General features: G+C 66.7%; 19 protein-coding genes. 11 read left to right on the forward strand and 8 right to left on the reverse strand.

The features are described from left to right. The first annotated feature begins 32 nt into the window (after window positions 1-32). Window positions 33-245 carry a YdcH family protein gene (locus AC07WJ_RS09005; protein WP_494934223.1) on the forward strand — a complete coding sequence of 71 codons (213 nt, stop codon included), beginning with the start codon at window positions 33-35 and terminating at the stop codon, window positions 243-245. Here the strand turns inward: AC07WJ_RS09005 and AC07WJ_RS09010 are convergent. Further along, a complete protein-coding gene (locus tag AC07WJ_RS09010; protein WP_494934224.1) occupies window positions 206-934 on the reverse strand; it encodes a GGDEF domain-containing protein in 729 nt (242 codons plus the stop codon). The two genes, AC07WJ_RS09005 and AC07WJ_RS09010, sit on opposite strands and share 40 nt — an antisense overlap. Window positions 935-1,091: 157 nt before the next feature. Between AC07WJ_RS09010 and purE the strand changes: the two genes are divergently transcribed. After that, window positions 1,092-1,601 carry a 5-(carboxyamino)imidazole ribonucleotide mutase gene (gene purE, locus AC07WJ_RS09015; RefSeq protein WP_494934225.1) on the forward strand — a complete coding sequence of 170 codons (510 nt, stop codon included), beginning with the start codon at window positions 1,092-1,094 and terminating at the stop codon, window positions 1,599-1,601. Then, window positions 1,588-2,673, forward strand: a complete 1,086-nt coding sequence (locus tag AC07WJ_RS09020; RefSeq protein ID WP_494934226.1) for a 5-(carboxyamino)imidazole ribonucleotide synthase — start codon at window positions 1,588-1,590, stop codon at window positions 2,671-2,673. Before purE ends, AC07WJ_RS09020 begins: the two co-directional genes overlap by 14 nt. 167 nt (window positions 2,674-2,840) lie before the next feature. Here AC07WJ_RS09020 and AC07WJ_RS09025 read toward each other — a convergent pair whose 3' ends face one another. The 5 genes from AC07WJ_RS09025 to AC07WJ_RS09045 form a co-directional block, all read right to left on the reverse strand. Next, window positions 2,841-3,734 (reverse strand): EamA family transporter, encoded by an 894-nt coding sequence (locus tag AC07WJ_RS09025; protein ID WP_494934227.1) that lies wholly within the window; start codon window positions 3,732-3,734, stop codon window positions 2,841-2,843. An 89-nt stretch (window positions 3,735-3,823) separates the two neighbouring features. Then, on the reverse strand, window positions 3,824-4,072 hold the full coding sequence (locus AC07WJ_RS09030; RefSeq protein ID WP_494934228.1) for a cysteine rich repeat-containing protein: 249 nt from the start codon (window positions 4,070-4,072) through the stop codon (window positions 3,824-3,826). A 12-nt stretch (window positions 4,073-4,084) separates the two neighbouring features. Beyond that, complete coding sequence (locus AC07WJ_RS09035) at window positions 4,085-5,062, reverse strand: small ribosomal subunit Rsm22 family protein (protein ID WP_494934229.1); 978 nt, start codon at window positions 5,060-5,062, stop codon at window positions 4,085-4,087. Then, window positions 5,059-5,850 (reverse strand): SDR family NAD(P)-dependent oxidoreductase, encoded by a 792-nt coding sequence (locus AC07WJ_RS09040; RefSeq protein WP_494934230.1) that lies wholly within the window; start codon window positions 5,848-5,850, stop codon window positions 5,059-5,061. The genes AC07WJ_RS09035 and AC07WJ_RS09040 overlap by 4 nt, the downstream gene beginning before the upstream one ends. 75 nt (window positions 5,851-5,925) lie before the next feature. Continuing rightward, on the reverse strand, window positions 5,926-6,936 hold the full coding sequence (locus tag AC07WJ_RS09045) for an NAD(P)H-quinone oxidoreductase (protein ID WP_494934231.1): 1,011 nt from the start codon (window positions 6,934-6,936) through the stop codon (window positions 5,926-5,928). 85 nt (window positions 6,937-7,021) lie between these two features. Between AC07WJ_RS09045 and AC07WJ_RS09050 the strand changes: the two genes are divergently transcribed. From AC07WJ_RS09050 to AC07WJ_RS09060, 3 genes are all read left to right on the forward strand, one after another. Next, window positions 7,022-7,210 carry a DUF1192 domain-containing protein gene (locus tag AC07WJ_RS09050; RefSeq protein WP_494934232.1) on the forward strand — a complete coding sequence of 63 codons (189 nt, stop codon included), beginning with the start codon at window positions 7,022-7,024 and terminating at the stop codon, window positions 7,208-7,210. Window positions 7,211-7,568: 358 nt separating this feature from the next. Continuing rightward, window positions 7,569-8,096 (forward strand): protease adaptor protein RcdA, encoded by a 528-nt coding sequence (gene rcdA / locus AC07WJ_RS09055; RefSeq protein WP_494934233.1) that lies wholly within the window; start codon window positions 7,569-7,571, stop codon window positions 8,094-8,096. 140 nt (window positions 8,097-8,236) lie between these two features. After that, window positions 8,237-8,983, forward strand: coding sequence for a YebC/PmpR family DNA-binding transcriptional regulator (locus AC07WJ_RS09060; protein WP_494934234.1), 747 nt, complete (start codon window positions 8,237-8,239; stop codon window positions 8,981-8,983). Window positions 8,984-9,013: 30 nt separating this feature from the next. Here AC07WJ_RS09060 and AC07WJ_RS09065 read toward each other — a convergent pair whose 3' ends face one another. Then, a complete protein-coding gene (locus AC07WJ_RS09065; RefSeq protein WP_494934235.1) occupies window positions 9,014-9,772 on the reverse strand; it encodes a TSUP family transporter in 759 nt (252 codons plus the stop codon). Between the two features lie 155 nt (window positions 9,773-9,927). Here AC07WJ_RS09065 and ruvC point away from each other — a divergent pair, with 155 nt between their 5' ends. The 5 genes from ruvC to ruvB all read left to right on the forward strand — a co-directional run bounded on the left by ruvC (window position 9,928) and on the right by ruvB (window position 13,573). Further along, window positions 9,928-10,428, forward strand: coding sequence for a crossover junction endodeoxyribonuclease RuvC (gene ruvC / locus AC07WJ_RS09070; protein ID WP_494934236.1), 501 nt, complete (start codon window positions 9,928-9,930; stop codon window positions 10,426-10,428). A 69-nt stretch (window positions 10,429-10,497) separates the two neighbouring features. Then, window positions 10,498-11,217, forward strand: a complete 720-nt coding sequence (locus AC07WJ_RS09075) for a DNA-3-methyladenine glycosylase I (protein WP_494934237.1) — start codon at window positions 10,498-10,500, stop codon at window positions 11,215-11,217. 65 nt (window positions 11,218-11,282) lie between these two features. Further along, window positions 11,283-11,900, forward strand: a complete 618-nt coding sequence (ruvA, locus tag AC07WJ_RS09080; protein ID WP_494934238.1) for a Holliday junction branch migration protein RuvA — start codon at window positions 11,283-11,285, stop codon at window positions 11,898-11,900. Continuing rightward, on the forward strand, window positions 11,897-12,424 hold the full coding sequence (locus tag AC07WJ_RS09085; protein ID WP_494934239.1) for a hypothetical protein: 528 nt from the start codon (window positions 11,897-11,899) through the stop codon (window positions 12,422-12,424). The genes ruvA and AC07WJ_RS09085 overlap by 4 nt, the downstream gene beginning before the upstream one ends. 102 nt (window positions 12,425-12,526) lie before the next feature. Next, the gene (ruvB, locus tag AC07WJ_RS09090; RefSeq protein WP_494934240.1) at window positions 12,527-13,573 is read left to right on the forward strand and encodes a Holliday junction branch migration DNA helicase RuvB; all 1,047 of its coding nucleotides are present in this window, start codon (window positions 12,527-12,529) and stop codon (window positions 13,571-13,573) included. A gap of 68 nt (window positions 13,574-13,641) precedes the next feature. Here ruvB and AC07WJ_RS09095 read toward each other — a convergent pair whose 3' ends face one another. Further along, a complete protein-coding gene (locus tag AC07WJ_RS09095; RefSeq protein ID WP_494934241.1) occupies window positions 13,642-16,455 on the reverse strand; it encodes an autotransporter family protein in 2,814 nt (937 codons plus the stop codon). Between the last annotated feature and the right edge of the window lie 132 nt (window positions 16,456-16,587).

Raw genomic sequence — 16,587 nt, forward strand, 5'->3', positions numbered from 1 at the left:
GAGCGCGTCCGATTCCCTTGACCGGTGCGACGATGCCATTGACCGAGGACGAAGAGCGCGACATTTCGCTCGAACTGGAGCGGTTGAGGCAGGAACATCGCGACCTCGATACGGCGATCGAGGCTCTGGCCGCCCTGGTGGTGGCCGACCGGCTGCAGCTGCAACGGCTGAAGAAGCGCAAGCTCGCGCTGCGCGACCGGATTTCCTATCTCGAGGATATGCGGACACCCGATATCATTGCCTGAGCCGGGCTTTCGGCCTCCATCAGGGCCTTGCGCTCCGCCTTGCGGGCATACATGGCGAGGTCGGCGCGTGCGGTCAGGCCGGCGACGGTGTCGCCCGGCTGCGCCAGCGCCATGCCACAGGAGGCGCCGACCGCCAGGGCGTGAATTCCGGCCTGAGTCGGCGTGGTCGCGACCGCGGCCTCGATCGACCGGGCCTTGGCGGCCGCGATTTCAGCATCGAGATTCCACAGGACCAGGCCGAACTCGTCGCCGCCGAGGCGCGCGACGCTGTCGGAGCTCCTGATCGCGCCGACAAGGATCTCGGCCACGTGAACGAGCAGGACATCGCCGGCGGCATGGCCGTGGCGATCGTTGATCGGCTTGAAGCCGTCGAGATCGAGAAAGGCGACGGCCAGCGAACCGCCATAGCGGTGGACATGGTCCAAGGCCCGGCCGAGTTCGCGGTCGAACCCGCGCCGGTTGAGCACCGGGCAGAGGCTGTCCTGCTCGGACCGCGTTTCGAGGTCGCGGACGTGGCGCCGGCTCTGCTCCAGTTCGTCGCGCAGGCGATCGACCTCCGCCGCGAGCCGACGGATCGCCGAGGCAAACGGCGGCGGGCGTGAGGCCTGCGCGAGCCGTTCGTCGCGCGGGTCGGTCGGCGTGCCGGTCGCGGCACGCCTGAAGCGCAGGATTTCGGCAGAGCTACGCATGGGCAGGGCCACTCCGGACGCCGGAGATTTGGCAAATCGTGGTTAAGGCCGGGTGAATGGCGCGCCGTGCATCTTGTGGCCTTGCCGCTCGGCGTGGCTCTGCCTATGCTCTGGCGCTTCTTTCGCGAGGCCGACCGGGCCGCTGGGGAGCAGTTTGATGCCGGGAAATGCCGCGAACGGGGTGCCGCCCGTCGCCATCATCATGGGGTCCCAGTCCGACTGGGCGACCATGAGACATACCGCCGAGACGCTGGATGCGCTTGGTGTCGCGCATGAGCCGCTGATCGTCTCCGCGCATCGGACGCCGGACCGGCTCTATGATTTCGCCAAGGGCGCCAAGGCCAAGGGCTACAAGATCATCATTGCCGGCGCCGGCGGCGCTGCCCATTTGCCCGGCATGGCCGCGGCGCTCACCATCCTGCCGGTGTTCGGCGTGCCGGTGGAGAGCAAGGCATTGTCGGGTATCGACAGCCTGCACTCGATCGTCCAGATGCCCGGCGGCATCCCGGTCGGCACGCTCGCCATCGGCAAGCCGGGCGCGATCAATGCGGCGCTGCTCGCCGCCGCCTGCCTCGCGCTCCATGACGAGGCGCTGGCATCCCGGCTCGAAGCCTATCGCGCCAAGCAGACTGCCAGCATCGCGGAGCGGCCTCGTGACGACCACTGAACGGTCGGCCGGTCCCGATCAGATCATCGGCATCCTGGGCGGCGGCCAGCTCGGCCGCATGCTGGCGCTGGCCGGCGCCAGGCTCGGCCTGCGCTGCCAGGTGCTGGCGCCCGAACCGGAAAGCCCGGCCTTCGACGTGGTCCGGCGGATCACGGAAGCCGACTATTCCGACGAGATCGCGCTCGCCCGCTTCGCCGAAGATGTCGACATCGTCACCTATGAGTTCGAGAACGTGCCCGACAAGGCGGCACGCTTCCTGTCGAGCCGGCTGACCGTGCGCCCCGGCCCACGCGCGCTGACCGTGTCGCAGGACCGGGTGGTGGAAAAGACCTTCGCCCGCGACTGCGGGCTGGGCGTGCCGGATTTCGAGCCGGTCGACGACGAGGCCGATCTCGCGCGCGCGCTCGCCCGTCTCGGCCGGCCGGCGGTGCTGAAGACCCGCCGCTTCGGCTATGACGGCAAGGGCCAGGCGGTGATCCGCGACGGCGACGATGCCGCGGCGGCCTTTGCCACGATCGGCCGCCAGCCGGCGATCCTGGAGGCCTTCGTGCCGTTCACCCGCGAGATCTCGGTCATCGTCGTGCGCGGCGCGGACGGTGAGATTCGCCACTATGATCCGGTCGAGAACGTCCATCGCGACGGCATTCTACGGACCTCGACGGTGCCGGCGCGGATCGCGCCCGATCTCGCCGAGGAAGCCGCCCGGATGGGCGAGGTGCTGGCCGAGAAGCTCGACTATGTCGGCGTGCTGGCGGTCGAGCTGTTCGTCACCGCGGACGGCCGCCTGGTGGTCAATGAAATGGCGCCGCGCGTGCACAATTCCGGCCACTGGACGGAAGCCGCCTGCCATTGCTCGCAGTTCGAAAACCACATGCGCGCGGTCGCCGGCCTGCCGCTCGGCTCGACCGCCCGGCATTCGGATGCGGTGATGGAAAATCTCATCGGCGCCGATGTCGAAGCCTGGCGGGCGATTGCCGCCGAGCCGGGTGCGGTGCTGCATCTCTACGGCAAGCGCGACCAGCGCGCCGGCCGCAAGATGGGCCATGTCACGAGGCTGACGCCGCTGGCGTAGGGGCGAATAGCGAGTGGCGGTTGGCGAATGGGGGGCTCGGCGCGCGGGAAACCGGTCGGGCCTCGCCAGTCGCTGGCCGGGAGTGACGAAGAGGTTCAGGTGCGAGTCCGGCGGGTGAGATGGGCCGCCATCCGAGACCCTATTCCCCAATTCGCCACTCGCCCCTCTCACCCCAGCGTCAGCAGCACCGCCACGCCGATGACGATCAGCGCGATGCCGATGGCGTCGCGCGGGCTGGTCGCCTGCTTGATGATGGCGCCGGAGACGAGGCCGGCGAAGATCACTTCGACGAGGGCCAGCGTACGCACCTTGGCGACCGTCTCGAGGGCGAAGGCGAGGAACCAGAACTGCGAGGCGAAGGAGCCGAGGAAGCCGGCGAAGATCGACTGGCGCCAGCTCTTGAAGATGGCGATCAGCCCGGGGCGATTGAAGATCGCAAGGTAGCCGGACAGGAGCACGGTCTGGATGCCGAGGCCGCAGACCAATGTGGTGGTGGCGGCGAGCACGAAGCTGTCGGCGTCGAGCGAGCGGATGGCGCCGCGAAAGCCGATGGCCGAGACGCCGAACAGGGCCGCCGAGGCGATGCCGAGCAGAGCCGGGCGCACGGCGTTCTCCGCGCCGGGGCGCCAGGACATGAACAGGATGCCGGCGGTGGCGACGAAGATCGCCACCCAGGCCCAGAGCCCGAGATGGTCGCCCAGGATGATGACGCCGAACAGCGCCACCAGCACCGGTTCCAGCTTGGTATAGGCGGTGGTCACGACGAAGGAGCGTTCCTGCATCGCGGCGAGCATCAGGGCGGTGGCGCCGATCTGCGCCAGCGCGCCGGCCACGGTCCAGGCGAAGAAGGTCGCGTGCAGCGGGATGCCGGCGCTGGGAAGCGTCAGTTTCACCAGGCCGAGGAAGATCAGCGAGAACGGGAAGCCGTAGAGAAAGCGCACATGGGTCGCGCCAATGGTGCCGAGCGTCGTGGTGAGACTGCGCTGCATGGCATTGCGGGCGGTCTGGGCAGCGGCGGCGACGACGGTGAAGACGGCCCAGAGCCAGGGCAAGGCGAGCATGTGCGGATCTCCTGATGGTTTCGACCATCACGAGCGGCCTCGACGCGGTCAATCCGGGGCGTTTGCAGGGGTGATGTGCGGCCCGGCGCTCAGCGAAGCCCGGTTTCCAGGATCGTGGCGCGGCAGCCCTCGGTCAGGCGGGTCTTGTTGGTGCGCAGGCAGGCCTCGATACGCGGGCCATTGGTGCCGGCGTCCGGACAATGCTGGTTGAGGTCGGCCCGGCAGGCGCGATAGATCGCCAGCTTCTGGGTGAAGGACAGGCTGTTCTCGGCGGCCGATTGCGCGGCGGCCGGCATCGGGGCAAGGGTCAGGAGGCCGAGGATCGTGACGCGCTGCATCGACAGGCTCCGTTACGGGTCGACGGGAAAGACGTCACCCCAGCCGATCTTGCGGGTGCGTCTGGCGAGATCGCGGTCGCGCGCGGCGACCGTGCGGTGCTGCAGGCCCTCGGTGGTGCAGAGGCTGAAACTGGTCGCTGGCTTGCTCGCCTTCGGCGGCCGCAGCACGCGTGCCGGTGCCGGCCGAATGACGACGCCGGGCCTGGCGACGGCGACATAGGAATAGCGCTCGTCCTCGAACGGTACATCGGCGCCCTTGGCGGCTTTGTGGGCGCGCAGGCGCGGCAGGCGCGCGGAGAAATGGCACCAGTCGGGCGCCGCGAGCGGGCAGGGGCCGTCATGCGGGCAAGGCGCGATCACGGCGCCGCCGGCGGCGATCAAGGCGCCGCGCGCCCGCTCGATGACCGCGAAGCCCTGCGGCGTGCCGGGCTCGACGATGACCACGACGGCGGTTGCCGCCGCATAGAACTGGTGGGCGAGGGTGGCGACGTCGTCGAGCGGGACTTCGTTCAGGGCATAACCGGCGACGACCAGATCCGCCTTCGCGGCGCCTGGCAGATGCCGGGCCATCGGCGCCTCGATCCAGGCGGCGCCGGCGAGCGCGCGCGGACCCTGCACGGCAAGCTGCCGTCCGAGGCCGATCATGCCGGCATGGGCATCGACCAGCGTGGCCGCCGCGATATCAGGGAAGGCATCGAGGGCGGCCCAGGCCGCGGTGCCGGGGCCGCAGCCGATATCGATCAGGCTCGCCGGCGCGAAGTCGGCGCGTTCCGCGACCTCCTCCAGCACCGCGCGAAAGGCGGCATAGGTCGCCGGCATGCGCGCCACCGCATAGGCCGCCAGATCGACCGGGGCGGCGAGCCGCGTGCCGCGGCCGCCGCGATAGTTGTCGGTGAGCCGGGCGCTGGCCTCGCCGAGCGCCCGGCCGGCATGGCCGGCGGCCAGCGCCTCCAGCCCGGCGCGCAATTGTGGTGGCAGCTCGCCGCTCAATCCTTCACCGGCACCGTATAGTTGAGGCCGATGCGGCCGCCATCGGCATAGATCGTCTGGCCGGTGATGTAGCTCGAGCCGTCGGAGGCCAGGAACAGGGCGACCTTGGCGATTTCGTCGGGATCGCCGATGCGGCCGAGCGGGGTGCGCGACAGCAGGCGGTGGCGCGCGGAGGCGTCGTTGTTGACGCTTGCCAGCATGTCGGTGGCGATCGAGCCCGGGCCAATGGCATTGACCCGGATGCCGTGTTCGGCAAGGCCCAGCGCCATCACGTTGGTGAGCTGGCGGACGCCGCCCTTGGAGACGCAATAGGGCGTCTGGTTGAGAATGCCGAGCACGGCATTGACCGAGCTCATATTGACGATGGCGCCGGGGGCCTTGCCCGCCTTGACCTGCTCGACCATGCGCCGGGCCACCGCCTGGCCGACCAGGAACGAACCCTTCAGATTGACCCGCAGCACGCGATCGAAGTCGGCTTCGGCCAAATCGAGGAAATCGGCATTGTGCGAGATGCCGGCATTGTTGACGAGGATATCGATATCGCCGGTGAAGGCTTTGGCGGCCGTCGTCACCAGGCCGTTGACGGAGGCCTGGTCGCCGACATCGCAGGCGACGAAGACCGCCTTGCCCGCCTTCGACAGTTCGGCGGCGGTTTTTTCTCCGGCTTCGACCAGGATATCGGCGATCACCACCTTGGCGCCCTCGGCGACGAAGCGTTCGGCGATCGCGCGCCCGATGCCGCGCGCTGCGCCGGTGATGACTGCGACCTTGCCGTCGAGAACGCCCATGCTCTGCTCCTGATGCTGAGATATCAGCCTTTCTAGACAGAAATCCTGGGCAGCGGGAGAGCCCCGGACATCAGGTCAGACCGTCAGCACGATCTTGCCGATATGCGCATTGGTCTCCATGCGGGCATGGGCCCTGGAAGCCTCGCGCAGCGGGTAGGTCGAATCCATCACCACCTTCACCTTGCCGGAGGACAGGAGCGGCCAGACCTTGGAATGGAGCGCGTCGGCAAGCGCGGCCTTGAAGGCCGTGTCGCGGATGCGCAGGGTCGAGCCGGTGAAGGTGACGCGCTTCAGCATCAGCCAGCGCAGATCGACCTTGACCTCCGAGCCGTGCAGGAAGGCGATCTGCACGATCCGACCGTCAGCCGCGACGCAGTTCAGGTTGCGCTCGACATAGTCGCCGCCGACCATGTCGAGAATCACGTCGACGCCTTTCCTGGCGGTGATCTCGCTGACCGCTTGGACGAAGTCCTGGTTGCGGTAATTGATCGCGTGATCGGCGCCGAGCGCCTTGGCGGCCGCGCATTTGTCGTCCGAGCCGACGGTGGTCAGCACAGTGGCGCCGAAAGCCTTGGCGAGCTGAATGGCGGTGACGCCGATGCCGGATGTGCCACCATGGATCAGAATGGTCTCGCCCGCCTTCAGGCCGCCCCGGTCGAAGACATTCGACCAGACGGTGAAGAAGGTCTCGGGGATGCCGGCCGCCTCGACCATGGAGAGGCCGGCGGGGATGGCCAGCGCATTGGTCTGGTGCACCACGCAATATTCGGCATAGCCGCCGCCGGCGACCAGGCCGCAGACCTTGTCGCCGAGCCTGAAGCGGTCGGCGCCGGCGCCGAGCGCCACGACCTCGCCGGCGATCTCCAGGCCGGGAATGTCGGAGGCGCCTTTCGGCGGCGGATAGCCGCCGGCCCTTTGCACGACATCGGGGCGGTTGACCCCCGCGGCGGCGAGCCTGACCAGGATTTCGCCGGGACCCGGGGTCGGCACCGGCCGGGACTCGGGCACCAGGGCCTCCGGGCCGCCGGGGACCGGGATCGCGATGGCGGTCATGGTAACGGGGAGCGCTGCGGTCGAGGTGGTCATGGGCCTTGTCCATTTCGACAGGGAAGGGTCGATGGTGATAACCTCTGGCCAAGCGCCACGCCAGCCGGCCTATCGGAGGTTCACCATGGATGACGATCTGAAGCCCCGTCCGAAGCCGCCCGCCCATGAGATCGGCAGCGATCTGGCGACCTTGTCCATCCATGAACTGGCCGAACGGATCGACCTGATGAAGACCGAGATCCGGCGGCTGGAAACCGCCATCGCGGCCAAGACGTCGAGCAAGAGTGCGGCCGAAAGCGTCTTCAAATTCTGAGCGGGCCATTGCCCGCGCCGCGCATCCGGGACGAATCGGCAGCTGCAACGACTGAGGTTAACCAGGGGTTAACCTTTCCAGTTTATAACCGGAATCGTTCAGTTCGCTGGACGCGAGTGGCTCCTGTCCACTCTGTTTGACGCCTCCCTGTTAATTACTTTCGGGCCGCCCTCGGGCGGCCTTTTTTTGCAGACGATCCTGCTGCACGATAGCACCGAGTCGTCCCACGGCGGGACAAGGGACCTTGGCATCGTGCTTGCTCGTTCAAGGCCAGCGCCGCGTTTACCTTCTCTTAAGCATGTCCTGGACAGCGAAGGGCAACGACGGCACAGACGAAGCCTGAGGGAGTTAATGCGTCATGTCGAATGAGTTCGCATCCGAAATGCAGCCGACCGTCGCCTTCGCAGCACGGCTGGCGAGCTCGCCGGCATTCAAGGATCTGTTCCGTGACGGGATGGGCCTGGTCGAGGAGACCGCGACCTATCTCGACGGATCCGGACGGGCCGAGAGCAAGGGGCTCGATCGCGGCGCGGCACTCGCTTATGCGACCGAAAGCATGCGGCTGACCACCCGGCTGATGCAGCTCGCGTCCTGGCTGCTGCTGCAGCGGGCGGTCAACGAGGGCGAGCTGACGCAGGAGCAGGCCGCCCAGGAAAAGTCCAAGGTCAGGCTGTCGTCGGTCGGCGCCGCGACGCCGGATGCGACCCTGGTCGACCTGCCGGAAGCGCTGCGCGAGCTGATCGGCAAGGCCATGCGCCTGCAGGAGCGCGTCATGCACATGGACAAGCTGCTCTATTCGGGCGCCGAGCCGGCCGCCGCCAATCCGCGCAACATGGTCGCCGGCCAGATCGACCGGCTCGCCGCAGCCTTCGGCATGAAGCGCTGAGCCGGCACGGCTGCCGTCTGGATTTCGGCTGAACCCGCGCCTATAAGACCCGCCAAATCGCCGCTGGCCAGACGCGGTGCGCCCACGCGCCCTGCCGGCCGGCCAAACAGCGCCACAAGCGCGGGGTCAAGAGGGTCACGATGGCCGGCCATTCCCAGTTCAAGAACATCATGCATCGCAAGGGCCGCCAGGATGCGGTCCGCTCGAAGCTTTTCGGCAAGCTCGCGCGCGAGATCACGGTCGCGGCCAAGATGGGCATGCCCGACCCGAACATGAACCCGCGCCTGCGCCTGGCAATCCTGGCCGCGCGCGCCGAGAACATGCCCAAGGACAATATCGAGCGCGCCATCAAGAAGGCGGCGGGCGGCGATACCGAGACCTATGACGAGATCCGCTACGAAGGCTATGGCCCGGGCGGCGTCGCCGTCATCGTCGAGGCGCTGACCGACAACCGCAACCGGACCGCTTCGGAAGTGCGCTCCTATTTCACCAAGAGCGGCGGCAATCTGGGAGAAACCGGCTCGGTGTCCTTCATGTTCGACCGCGTCGGCGTGGTCGAGTTCGACGCCGCCAAGGCTTCCGCCGACGCCATGCTGGAGGCGGCGATCGAAGCCGGCGCCGACGACGTCGTGTCCTCCGAGGCCGGGCACGAGATCACCACCACGGTGGAAAGCCTGGTCGAGGTGACCAAGGCGCTGGAAGCCAAATTCGGCGAGCCGCGCAAATCGGCGATGACCTGGAAGCCGCAGAACACCATCGCGGTGGACGACGAGACCGGCGAGAAGCTCTTGCGCCTGATGGACGTGCTCGACGAAAACGACGACGTCCAGAACGTCTATGCCAATTTCGAACTGTCGGATGCGCTGGTCGCCAAAATGGGCGGTTGAGAGCTCGCCGGCCGGGACCGGACGGCCGGGCTATCTCAGCCAGCCGTCCAGCACCGGCAGGCTGGTCAGCGCCGCGGCCGCGATCACCGCGAAGGCCACCGGGCGGAACAGCCGGGCGTCGGCGCTGTGGAACAGCAGCGAGCCGAGCCAGATGCCGATGCCGTAGGGCACGATCGCCCAGGCGGCAATGCGCAGCACCTCCCAATTGAAGATGCCGGCAATGGCGAGAAGCGCGCCGGACAGGATCGAGGCCGGCACGAAGAAGGCGACCGAGGAGCCCCGGACCGCTTCGTTGCGGCTCGGGCCGGCCAGCCAGAACAGCGACAGCACCATGCCGCCGAGGCTGGCGATCCCCGAGATGAGCCCGGACACCGCGCCGGTCGCCATTGTCGCCGGCAGGCCCGGCGAGGTTTCGATGCGCCGGGCGGTGAGCAGCATGGCCAGCGCGACGACGATCGAGATCGAGGTGGCCCAGCGGATCGGGCCGGGCTCGAAGGTCATCAGCACATAGACGCCGAGCGGCAGGCCGACGACGTAACCGAGAAACAAGGGGCCGATCTCGCCCCAGCGCGCGTGTTTCCAGGTCGAGCGGACCATGGCGAGCTGCAGGATGGCGTCGATGATCCACATGATGCCGATGGCGGTCTTCGGGCCGAGATAGGCGCCGGCGACCGGCATGAAGATCATCGCTGAGCCGAAACCGGTGTAACCGCGGACCGCGCCCGCCACGAGCGCCGCGACGAGAACGAGCAAGGGCGGCGAATCGCCGAGGCGGGTGAGAAAATCCATGATCTCCGTGGATTAGAGCGAATTGTTCTCCGGCGGAACGGCGGAACGCACCGGATCAGCCCTGCCGGCAGAACAGGTCGGCGGTCGAAATGCCGGCGCGGTAAATTTACCGCACGGGCCGCGTGAGGGGGGTCTTATCGGATAAGTTGGCAGCCATGTCCGACACGATTCGCATTCTCGGCATCGATCCGGGGCTCCGCCGTACCGGCTGGGGCATTATCGACGTCACCGGCAACCGGCTGGCTTTCGTGGCCTGCGGCACGGTGACCTCGGATGCCGAGACGACCCTGGCCGAGCGCCTGGCCGAGCTCTATCGCGGCATCGAGGGCGTCATCCGCAGCTTCACGCCCGACGAGGCCGCGGTGGAGAACACGTTCGTCAACAAGGATGCCACGGCCACCTTGAAGCTCGGCCAGGCGCGCGGCATCGCCATGGTGGTGCCCTCGCTCGCCGGACTGCCGGTGTCGGAATACGAGCCGAACAAGGTCAAGAAGTCGATCGTTGGGGCGGGCCATGCCGACAAGAAGCAGGTCGAGATGATGATCGGCATCCTCTTGCCCAAGGCCGATCCGAAGACCATGGACGCGGTCGACGCGCTCGCCATCGCCATCACCCACGCCCATCATCGCGGACCGGCGGCGCGCCTGCGCGCCTGACCGGCGTTGACCTCGGCCGCATGCTCGCGGAATGGTTGGCGCCATCAAGGTTTGCCCGGAGCTCCTCCCGTGATCGCATTCGACAAGATCCAGGCACGCGCCGAGCGGCGCAAGGGCGGCGCTGCCGACCTCAAGGCACTGCTGCCGCCGGTCATGGCGAAGGCCGAGCTGTCGGCGCTTGCCGACGACCGGGTGCTGGCGGAAATGGCGCGGCGGGTTTTCTGCGCGGGTTTCGTCTGGCGGGTGATCGACAACAAGTGGCCGGGCTTCGAAGAGGCCTTTCTCGGCTTCCAGCCGAAACCGCTGCTGTTTCAGCCGGACGAGTTCTGGCACGACCTCGCGCGGGATCCGCGCATCGTCAAGAATGCCATCAAGATCAGGAGCGTGCGCGAGAACGCCGCCTTCGTCACCGATATCACCGCCGAACACGGGTCTTTCGGCAAGTTTCTGGCGGCTTGGCCGGCCGACGACCAGATCGGACTGATGGATGTCCTCGGCAAGCGCGGCGCCAGGCTCGGCGCCCGCACCGGCCAGTATTTCCTGCGCTTCATCGGTTATGACGGCTTCGTGGCGGGGCGCGACACGGTGGCGGCGCTGCGCGACGCCGGCCTCGATATCGCGGCCGAGCCGACCTCCAAGGGCGACCTGAAGAAGATCCAGGCCGTGTTCAACGACTGGGCGCGCGAAACCGGCCTGCCGCGCGTGCACCTGTCGCGTATCTGCGCGATGTCGATCGGTGAAAATTACGATGCCGCGACGCTGATGCGTTATGGTGGGGGTGAAGAGTGAACAAGCCATCCTTGCGGCCGGCGAATCCCCTATAAGGGGGTCAGGATGCAGGGACGGATGACGCCATGATCGGCAAGTTGAAGGGCACGATCGACTCCTACGGGCCCGATTGGGTGATCGTCGACGTGCATGGCGTCGGTTATGTCGTGCACTGCTCGTCGCGCACATTGCAGGCCCTGCCGGCGGCGGGCGAAGCGGCGGTGCTGTCGATCGAGACCATGGTCCGCGAGGATATGATCCGGCTCTACGGTTTCGCCAATGACCTGGAGCGCGAGTGGTTCCGCCTGCTGCTGGCGGTCCAGGGTGTCGGCGCCAAGGTGGCGCTGTCGGTGCTGTCGACGCTGAAGGCGAGCGATCTCGCGACCGCCATCGCCATGCGCGACAAGGCCGCGATCGGCCGGGCCAATGGCGTCGGGCCGAAGGTCGCCGAGCGCATCATCACCGAATTGAAGGACAAGGCACCGGGTTTCACCGATATCGACCCGACGCTCGCCAAGCTGGTCGGCGACGTCGACGACAAGCGCGCGCCCGGCCCGATCCGCGACGCCATCTCGGCGCTGACCAATCTCGGCTACGGCCAACCGCAGGCCGCCGCGGCGATCGCCGCCGCCGCCGGCAAGGCGGGCGAGGCGGCCAATACCCAGACGCTGATCCGCATGGGTCTGAAGGAATTGAGCTCGTGAACGGAGGAGCAGGGGCGGAAACCGAGCCTCTGCCTGATGTTGAAGCCGCTGCTCCGGCTGAGCGGCACACCATGAGCCTTCGGGCTCATCGGTGGTGGGTTTTCCTGGTCTTTGTCGTCTTCGGGCCGCCTGTGGGAGCGGTGGTCGCAATATTCATTCTTCGCTTGCTCTCGACATCGCTGCTGCCGAGAGGGGAAGTTTTTTTTGTGATGATCATCCTTTCCCACATTGGCGGTGGTTTCCAAGCTGCAGTTGTCGGGTGCGGCGCGGCCTTCTCTGTCCGCAGCGACGGTTATGTGCCTCTGAAGTGGATCGTTCTTTCCGTCCTTGCGCTGCTTGTCGTGGATGTTTTTCATGTATTGGCGATTGATCGCCTTATCGGCGTTTTCGGGCGGCCATCGATCGAGACCTATCTGGTCAAAGTGGCCACGGGGCTATTCAGCTCGTTGATCGTCTATTCCGGCGCATCGGCTGTCTGTTGGTCTATTTGTTACGCCCGGTATCGATGGCCAGCTTTCCGGTGAGCATCGCTGTGGTCCAACGCGAGCGGATGTCATACGACCCTGTCGAACCGGCTGCGCTACGCTAAGCTGTCGCGAACCGACTCGATCGTGTAACCAGCCGGAATGACCGAAGCCCGCCGCATCCTTTCAGCCGAGCACCGCGACGACGATGCGGATGTGCATCTGCGTCCGCAGCGGCTGACCGAATTCATCGGCCAGGCCCAGGCGCGCTCGAACCTGGAAGTGTTCATTTCAGCCGCCAAGAGCCGTGGCGAGGCGCTCGACCATGTGCTGTTCGTCGGACCGCCGGGCCTCGGCAAGACGACGCTGGCGCAGATACTGGCCAAGGAGCTCGGCGTCAATTTCCGCTCGACCTCCGGTCCGGTCATCGCCAAGGCGGGCGATCTCGCGGCGCAATTGACCAATCTCGAAGAACGCGACGTGCTGTTCATCGACGAGATCCACCGGCTCAATCCGGCGGTGGAGGAAATCCTCTATCCGGCCATGGAGGATTTCCAGCTCGACCTGATCATCGGCGAGGGGCCGGCGGCGCGCTCGGTCAAGATCGACCTCGCCAAGTTCACCCTGGTGGGCGCGACGACGCGCGCCGGCCTTTTGACGACGCCGCTGCGCGACCGCTTCGGCATCCCGATCCGGCTGCAGTTCTATACCGTCGAGGAACTCGAATATATCGTCACCCGCGGCGCCCGGGTGCTCGGCGTCGGCATGACCGCCGACGGCGCCAACGAGATCGCGAGGCGCGCGCGCGGCACGCCGCGCATCGCCGGCCGGCTGCTCCGGCGGGTGCGCGATTTCGCGATCTACCGGGATTCCGACACGGTCACCCGCACCATCGCCGACGAGGCGCTGACCCGGCTCGAGGTCGATGCCGCCGGCCTCGACGCCATGGACCGGCGCTACCTGCAGGGCATCGCGCTCAATTATGGCGGCGGGCCGGTCGGGATCGAGACCATGGCGGCGGCGCTGTCGGAGCCGCGCGACGCCATCGAGGAAATCATCGAGCCCTTCCTGATCCAGCAGGGTTTCCTGCAGCGCACGCCGCGCGGGCGGCTCCTCACCAGTCATGCCTTCAGGCATCTCGGCCTTGCCGAACCGGCGCGCGACGCGGCCCAGTTCCAGCTGTTCAAGGGTGATGAGGACGAGGCCTGATCGGCACCGGGCCGATGCCAGGGACGCGTTTCTTTGTCACCAACGAGGCCGAGCTGAACAGCGCGCGATCAGAATTGCGCGCGGAGACCGACATTGCCCTTGAGGATGTAGCTGTTGTTGAAACCACGGAGCGGCATGTTGCCGGAGAGTTCACCATGGACGGTGAAATGCTTGTGCCAGGTCACGCTCGCACCAAGGCCGAGTTCGCCCCACAGCCTCTGGTCGGCGTAGTCGATGGGCGTGCCTGAGACAGAAGTGCGCATGCCATCGAGCCACTCATAGCGGACATTGGCGATGCCATAGATGCGGCTGCGGCCGCCGTCCCATGCGCTCTGATGATCGAGCGCGATGCCCCAGCGCGTTTTCAGGCTGTCGTTCTTGTCGGCCGCCACGTCGGCACCCGACGGATCGGTGAAGCGATCGAACCGGACATTGGAATAGACCGCCTGGAACTGCGGCGTGATGCCGAACCTCTCACCGAACGAGATCCGCTTGCCTGCTTCGATGCTGAACGCCTCGCCGCTGCCGCCATTGCGGTGGGCGAGCGAGCCGCGAAGTTCGGAATTGAGGTCGCTGCGATAGCGGTTTACCTGCACCTGAGTGTCGACGTAGAAGCCGGTGACGCCATACCAGGTCAATGTCGCGCCCAGGCCGTAGCCGTTGGTCTTCAGCGCGCCGTTGCCGAATACCGAGTTGATCCGGCTGGTGGCCTCGCCATAGGAGGCGTTGAAGCCTGCCACCAGACGTCCGTTGTTGTCGGTATCGACAAGCAGCCGATCGGCACCCGCCTGCATCTTCCAGGTATCGATGGTCTGGTCCAGACCGGTCGTCGACACCGCGTTGTTATTGAAACGCCCGTGGGTGCCTTCCGTCCGGCCCCAAATTCCGTTGCCGTCGCCATTTGCGCCGGGGCTCCAGATGCGGTCGCCGACACGTTGCTGCAGCGTCGGCAGAGTGTTGAGCGACTGCAGATTGGAGCCATAGGCCTCATAGACCGGTACGCCAGGCTGATAGAGTGGCGTCGTGGTGGGACCGCCGGGCGTGCCCGGATCGATCAGGGAGGAACGCAGATACCAGTCGCCATCCGCGGGAGTGGAGAGGCCGCCCTGATAGAGACGATAGGCATAGGCGCCGGCAATCAGCGCGGGTGCGTTCTGGAAGACATAGTTGCCGTTGAGCACGAAAGTGCCGTTGGACGCACCCGTCACGTCGACAATTTTGATGCCCTCGACCGTCCGTGCGCCGAGGCCGCCACGGTTGATGACGCTGACTTGCGTCACGCCCGAGGTCGAGCCGTTGATCGCAAGGCGGCTGGTCGGCGAATTGTCGTCGCCCAGAGCGGTCGCTATTTCAAGGCGTCCGCCCGTGCCGACATAGTTGCCCTGGATGGTGAGGGTGCCCATGGCATTGCCATAGCCCGGCGCGACGACGCCGCTATTGACCACATTGCCCACGCGGCCCGTGCCCACGAGCCGTCCGGCCGTGTCGACCAGCATGTTGCCGCCAAGCGCGCCGTTCACAGCCAGCGTGCCGGCCGACACCGTCGATGCGCCGGTAAAGCCGGAACTGTCTCCGGTCAGCGTCAGTTGGCCGAGGCCGAGCTTGTTGAACTGCGATGAACCGGAAAAACCCGTGCCGATGCCGATGTCGTACGCGTTGGTGTCGAACCAGGCGCCGCCGGTGGCCACAGGCAGGGTCGTGAAGCCGTTCAGGAAATTGGCTTCGTTTTGGTTCGCGCGCAAAATGCCGCCATTGAGGTCGAGGATGGCGGTGGTGCCGGCTCCCCTGGTCACCGAGCCGGTCTCGACGACGCCGCGCCCGCTGGCGTCACCGTTGAGATGAAGCGTTCCGCTGCTCATGCTGTCGATGGCGATGTAAACACCGTTCCCGGCGCTTGCGAAGCCGCCCTTGTCGACCGTCATCGTGCCGGCGCCGCCTCTGCCGATCTCGATGCGGTCGGTTGCAGTCAGGCTCGAGACGCTGCCAGTGCCGCTCGAGACATTGACCGTGCCGGTGCTCCCGCTCATGAAGCCAATATAGACTGTTGCGGCGCCGCCCCCGGTCGCACTGGTGGCCACCGCGGCGCCGTCCGCGATCGTGAGCGTGCCGTTGCCGGAAAAGCCTACATAGATATTGTTGGCCGCGTTCCAGGTCGAGGCATTGCCGTTGACGTGGCGGCCCGAGACAGTGACATCGCCCTGGCCGCCGGTCTCGAAGGCAATAACGGCCTGTCCACTGTTCACCACCCCGCCATCCAGGATGTTGAGCGTGCCTGTGCCGGCGCCGCCGACATAGATCTGGTTGGTATTGTTCCAGGTCGAGGCGTGGCCGTTGATGTCGCGGCCCGAGACGGTGATCGAACCCACTCCGCCGATACTGCTGCCGATGCTGGCCAAGGCGCTATTCGATACGCCGCCATCCTCGATGCGGAGCGAGCCTGTGCCGCTGTCGCCAATGATGATCTGACCGGTACTGGTCCAGGTCGAGGCATGGCCACCGCCGTCGTGGCCGGAGACCGTGACATTGCCCTGGCTGCCGGCCCCGCTGCCGACATAGCCGTCGGCATTGCTCACCCGGCCGCCATTTCCGATATTCAGCGTGCCGTTGCCGTCCTGGCCGACCACGAGATCGCCGCCATTGGTCCAGGTCGAGGCATTACCGCTGCCGTCGGTGCCCGTGACCGTGACCGTCCCATGGGCATTCAGGCCGATGAAGCCGGTGTTGTTGATGACCGTGCCGCCATTCCGGATGTCCAGCGTGCCGGTGCCGATATGACCGACAAGGAGATCGGCGCCGACCATCCAACTCGGGGTTTGAATGGTGCTTGCGTCCGGCGATAAATCGCCGCTGCCCGACACCGACTGCGCGGAGGCCGGCCGCATGCCGGCAATCGCCGTGACAAGCGTGACGATGGCCGTCGACAGAAGCAGAGATCGGCGATAGCTGCCGTCATGGGCGCCACGCTTGTCCGGCCTCACCATTCTGTGTTTCCCCCACCAATTCACGCCGATTGG

The organism is Phreatobacter sp. GW821-FHT04C01, assembly GCF_059420385.1.

Bases quoted from the DNA above. Each gene is read 5' to 3' on its own strand.
- AC07WJ_RS09005 (WP_494934223.1), top strand. From the start codon at position 33: ATGCCATTGACCGAGGACGAAGAGCGCGACATTTCGCTCGAACTGGAG.
- AC07WJ_RS09010 (WP_494934224.1), bottom strand. From the start codon at position 934: ATGCGTAGCTCTGCCGAAATCCTGCGCTTCAGGCGTGCCGCGACCGGC.
- purE (WP_494934225.1), top strand. From the start codon at position 1,092: ATGCCGGGAAATGCCGCGAACGGGGTGCCGCCCGTCGCCATCATCATG.
- AC07WJ_RS09025 (WP_494934227.1), bottom strand. From the start codon at position 3,734: ATGCTCGCCTTGCCCTGGCTCTGGGCCGTCTTCACCGTCGTCGCCGCC.
- AC07WJ_RS09030 (WP_494934228.1), bottom strand. From the start codon at position 4,072: ATGCAGCGCGTCACGATCCTCGGCCTCCTGACCCTTGCCCCGATGCCG.
- AC07WJ_RS09040 (WP_494934230.1), bottom strand. From the start codon at position 5,850: ATGGGCGTTCTCGACGGCAAGGTCGCAGTCATCACCGGCGCAGCGCGC.
- AC07WJ_RS09045 (WP_494934231.1), bottom strand. From the start codon at position 6,936: ATGACCACCTCGACCGCAGCGCTCCCCGTTACCATGACCGCCATCGCG.
- AC07WJ_RS09050 (WP_494934232.1), top strand. From the start codon at position 7,022: ATGGATGACGATCTGAAGCCCCGTCCGAAGCCGCCCGCCCATGAGATC.
- rcdA (WP_494934233.1), top strand. From the start codon at position 7,569: ATGTCGAATGAGTTCGCATCCGAAATGCAGCCGACCGTCGCCTTCGCA.
- AC07WJ_RS09060 (WP_494934234.1), top strand. From the start codon at position 8,237: ATGGCCGGCCATTCCCAGTTCAAGAACATCATGCATCGCAAGGGCCGC.
- AC07WJ_RS09065 (WP_494934235.1), bottom strand. From the start codon at position 9,772: ATGGATTTTCTCACCCGCCTCGGCGATTCGCCGCCCTTGCTCGTTCTC.
- ruvC (WP_494934236.1), top strand. From the start codon at position 9,928: ATGTCCGACACGATTCGCATTCTCGGCATCGATCCGGGGCTCCGCCGT.
- ruvA (WP_494934238.1), top strand. From the start codon at position 11,283: ATGATCGGCAAGTTGAAGGGCACGATCGACTCCTACGGGCCCGATTGG.
- ruvB (WP_494934240.1), top strand. From the start codon at position 12,527: ATGACCGAAGCCCGCCGCATCCTTTCAGCCGAGCACCGCGACGACGAT.
- AC07WJ_RS09095 (WP_494934241.1), bottom strand. From the start codon at position 16,455: ATGCGGCCGGCCTCCGCGCAGTCGGTGTCGGGCAGCGGCGATTTATCG.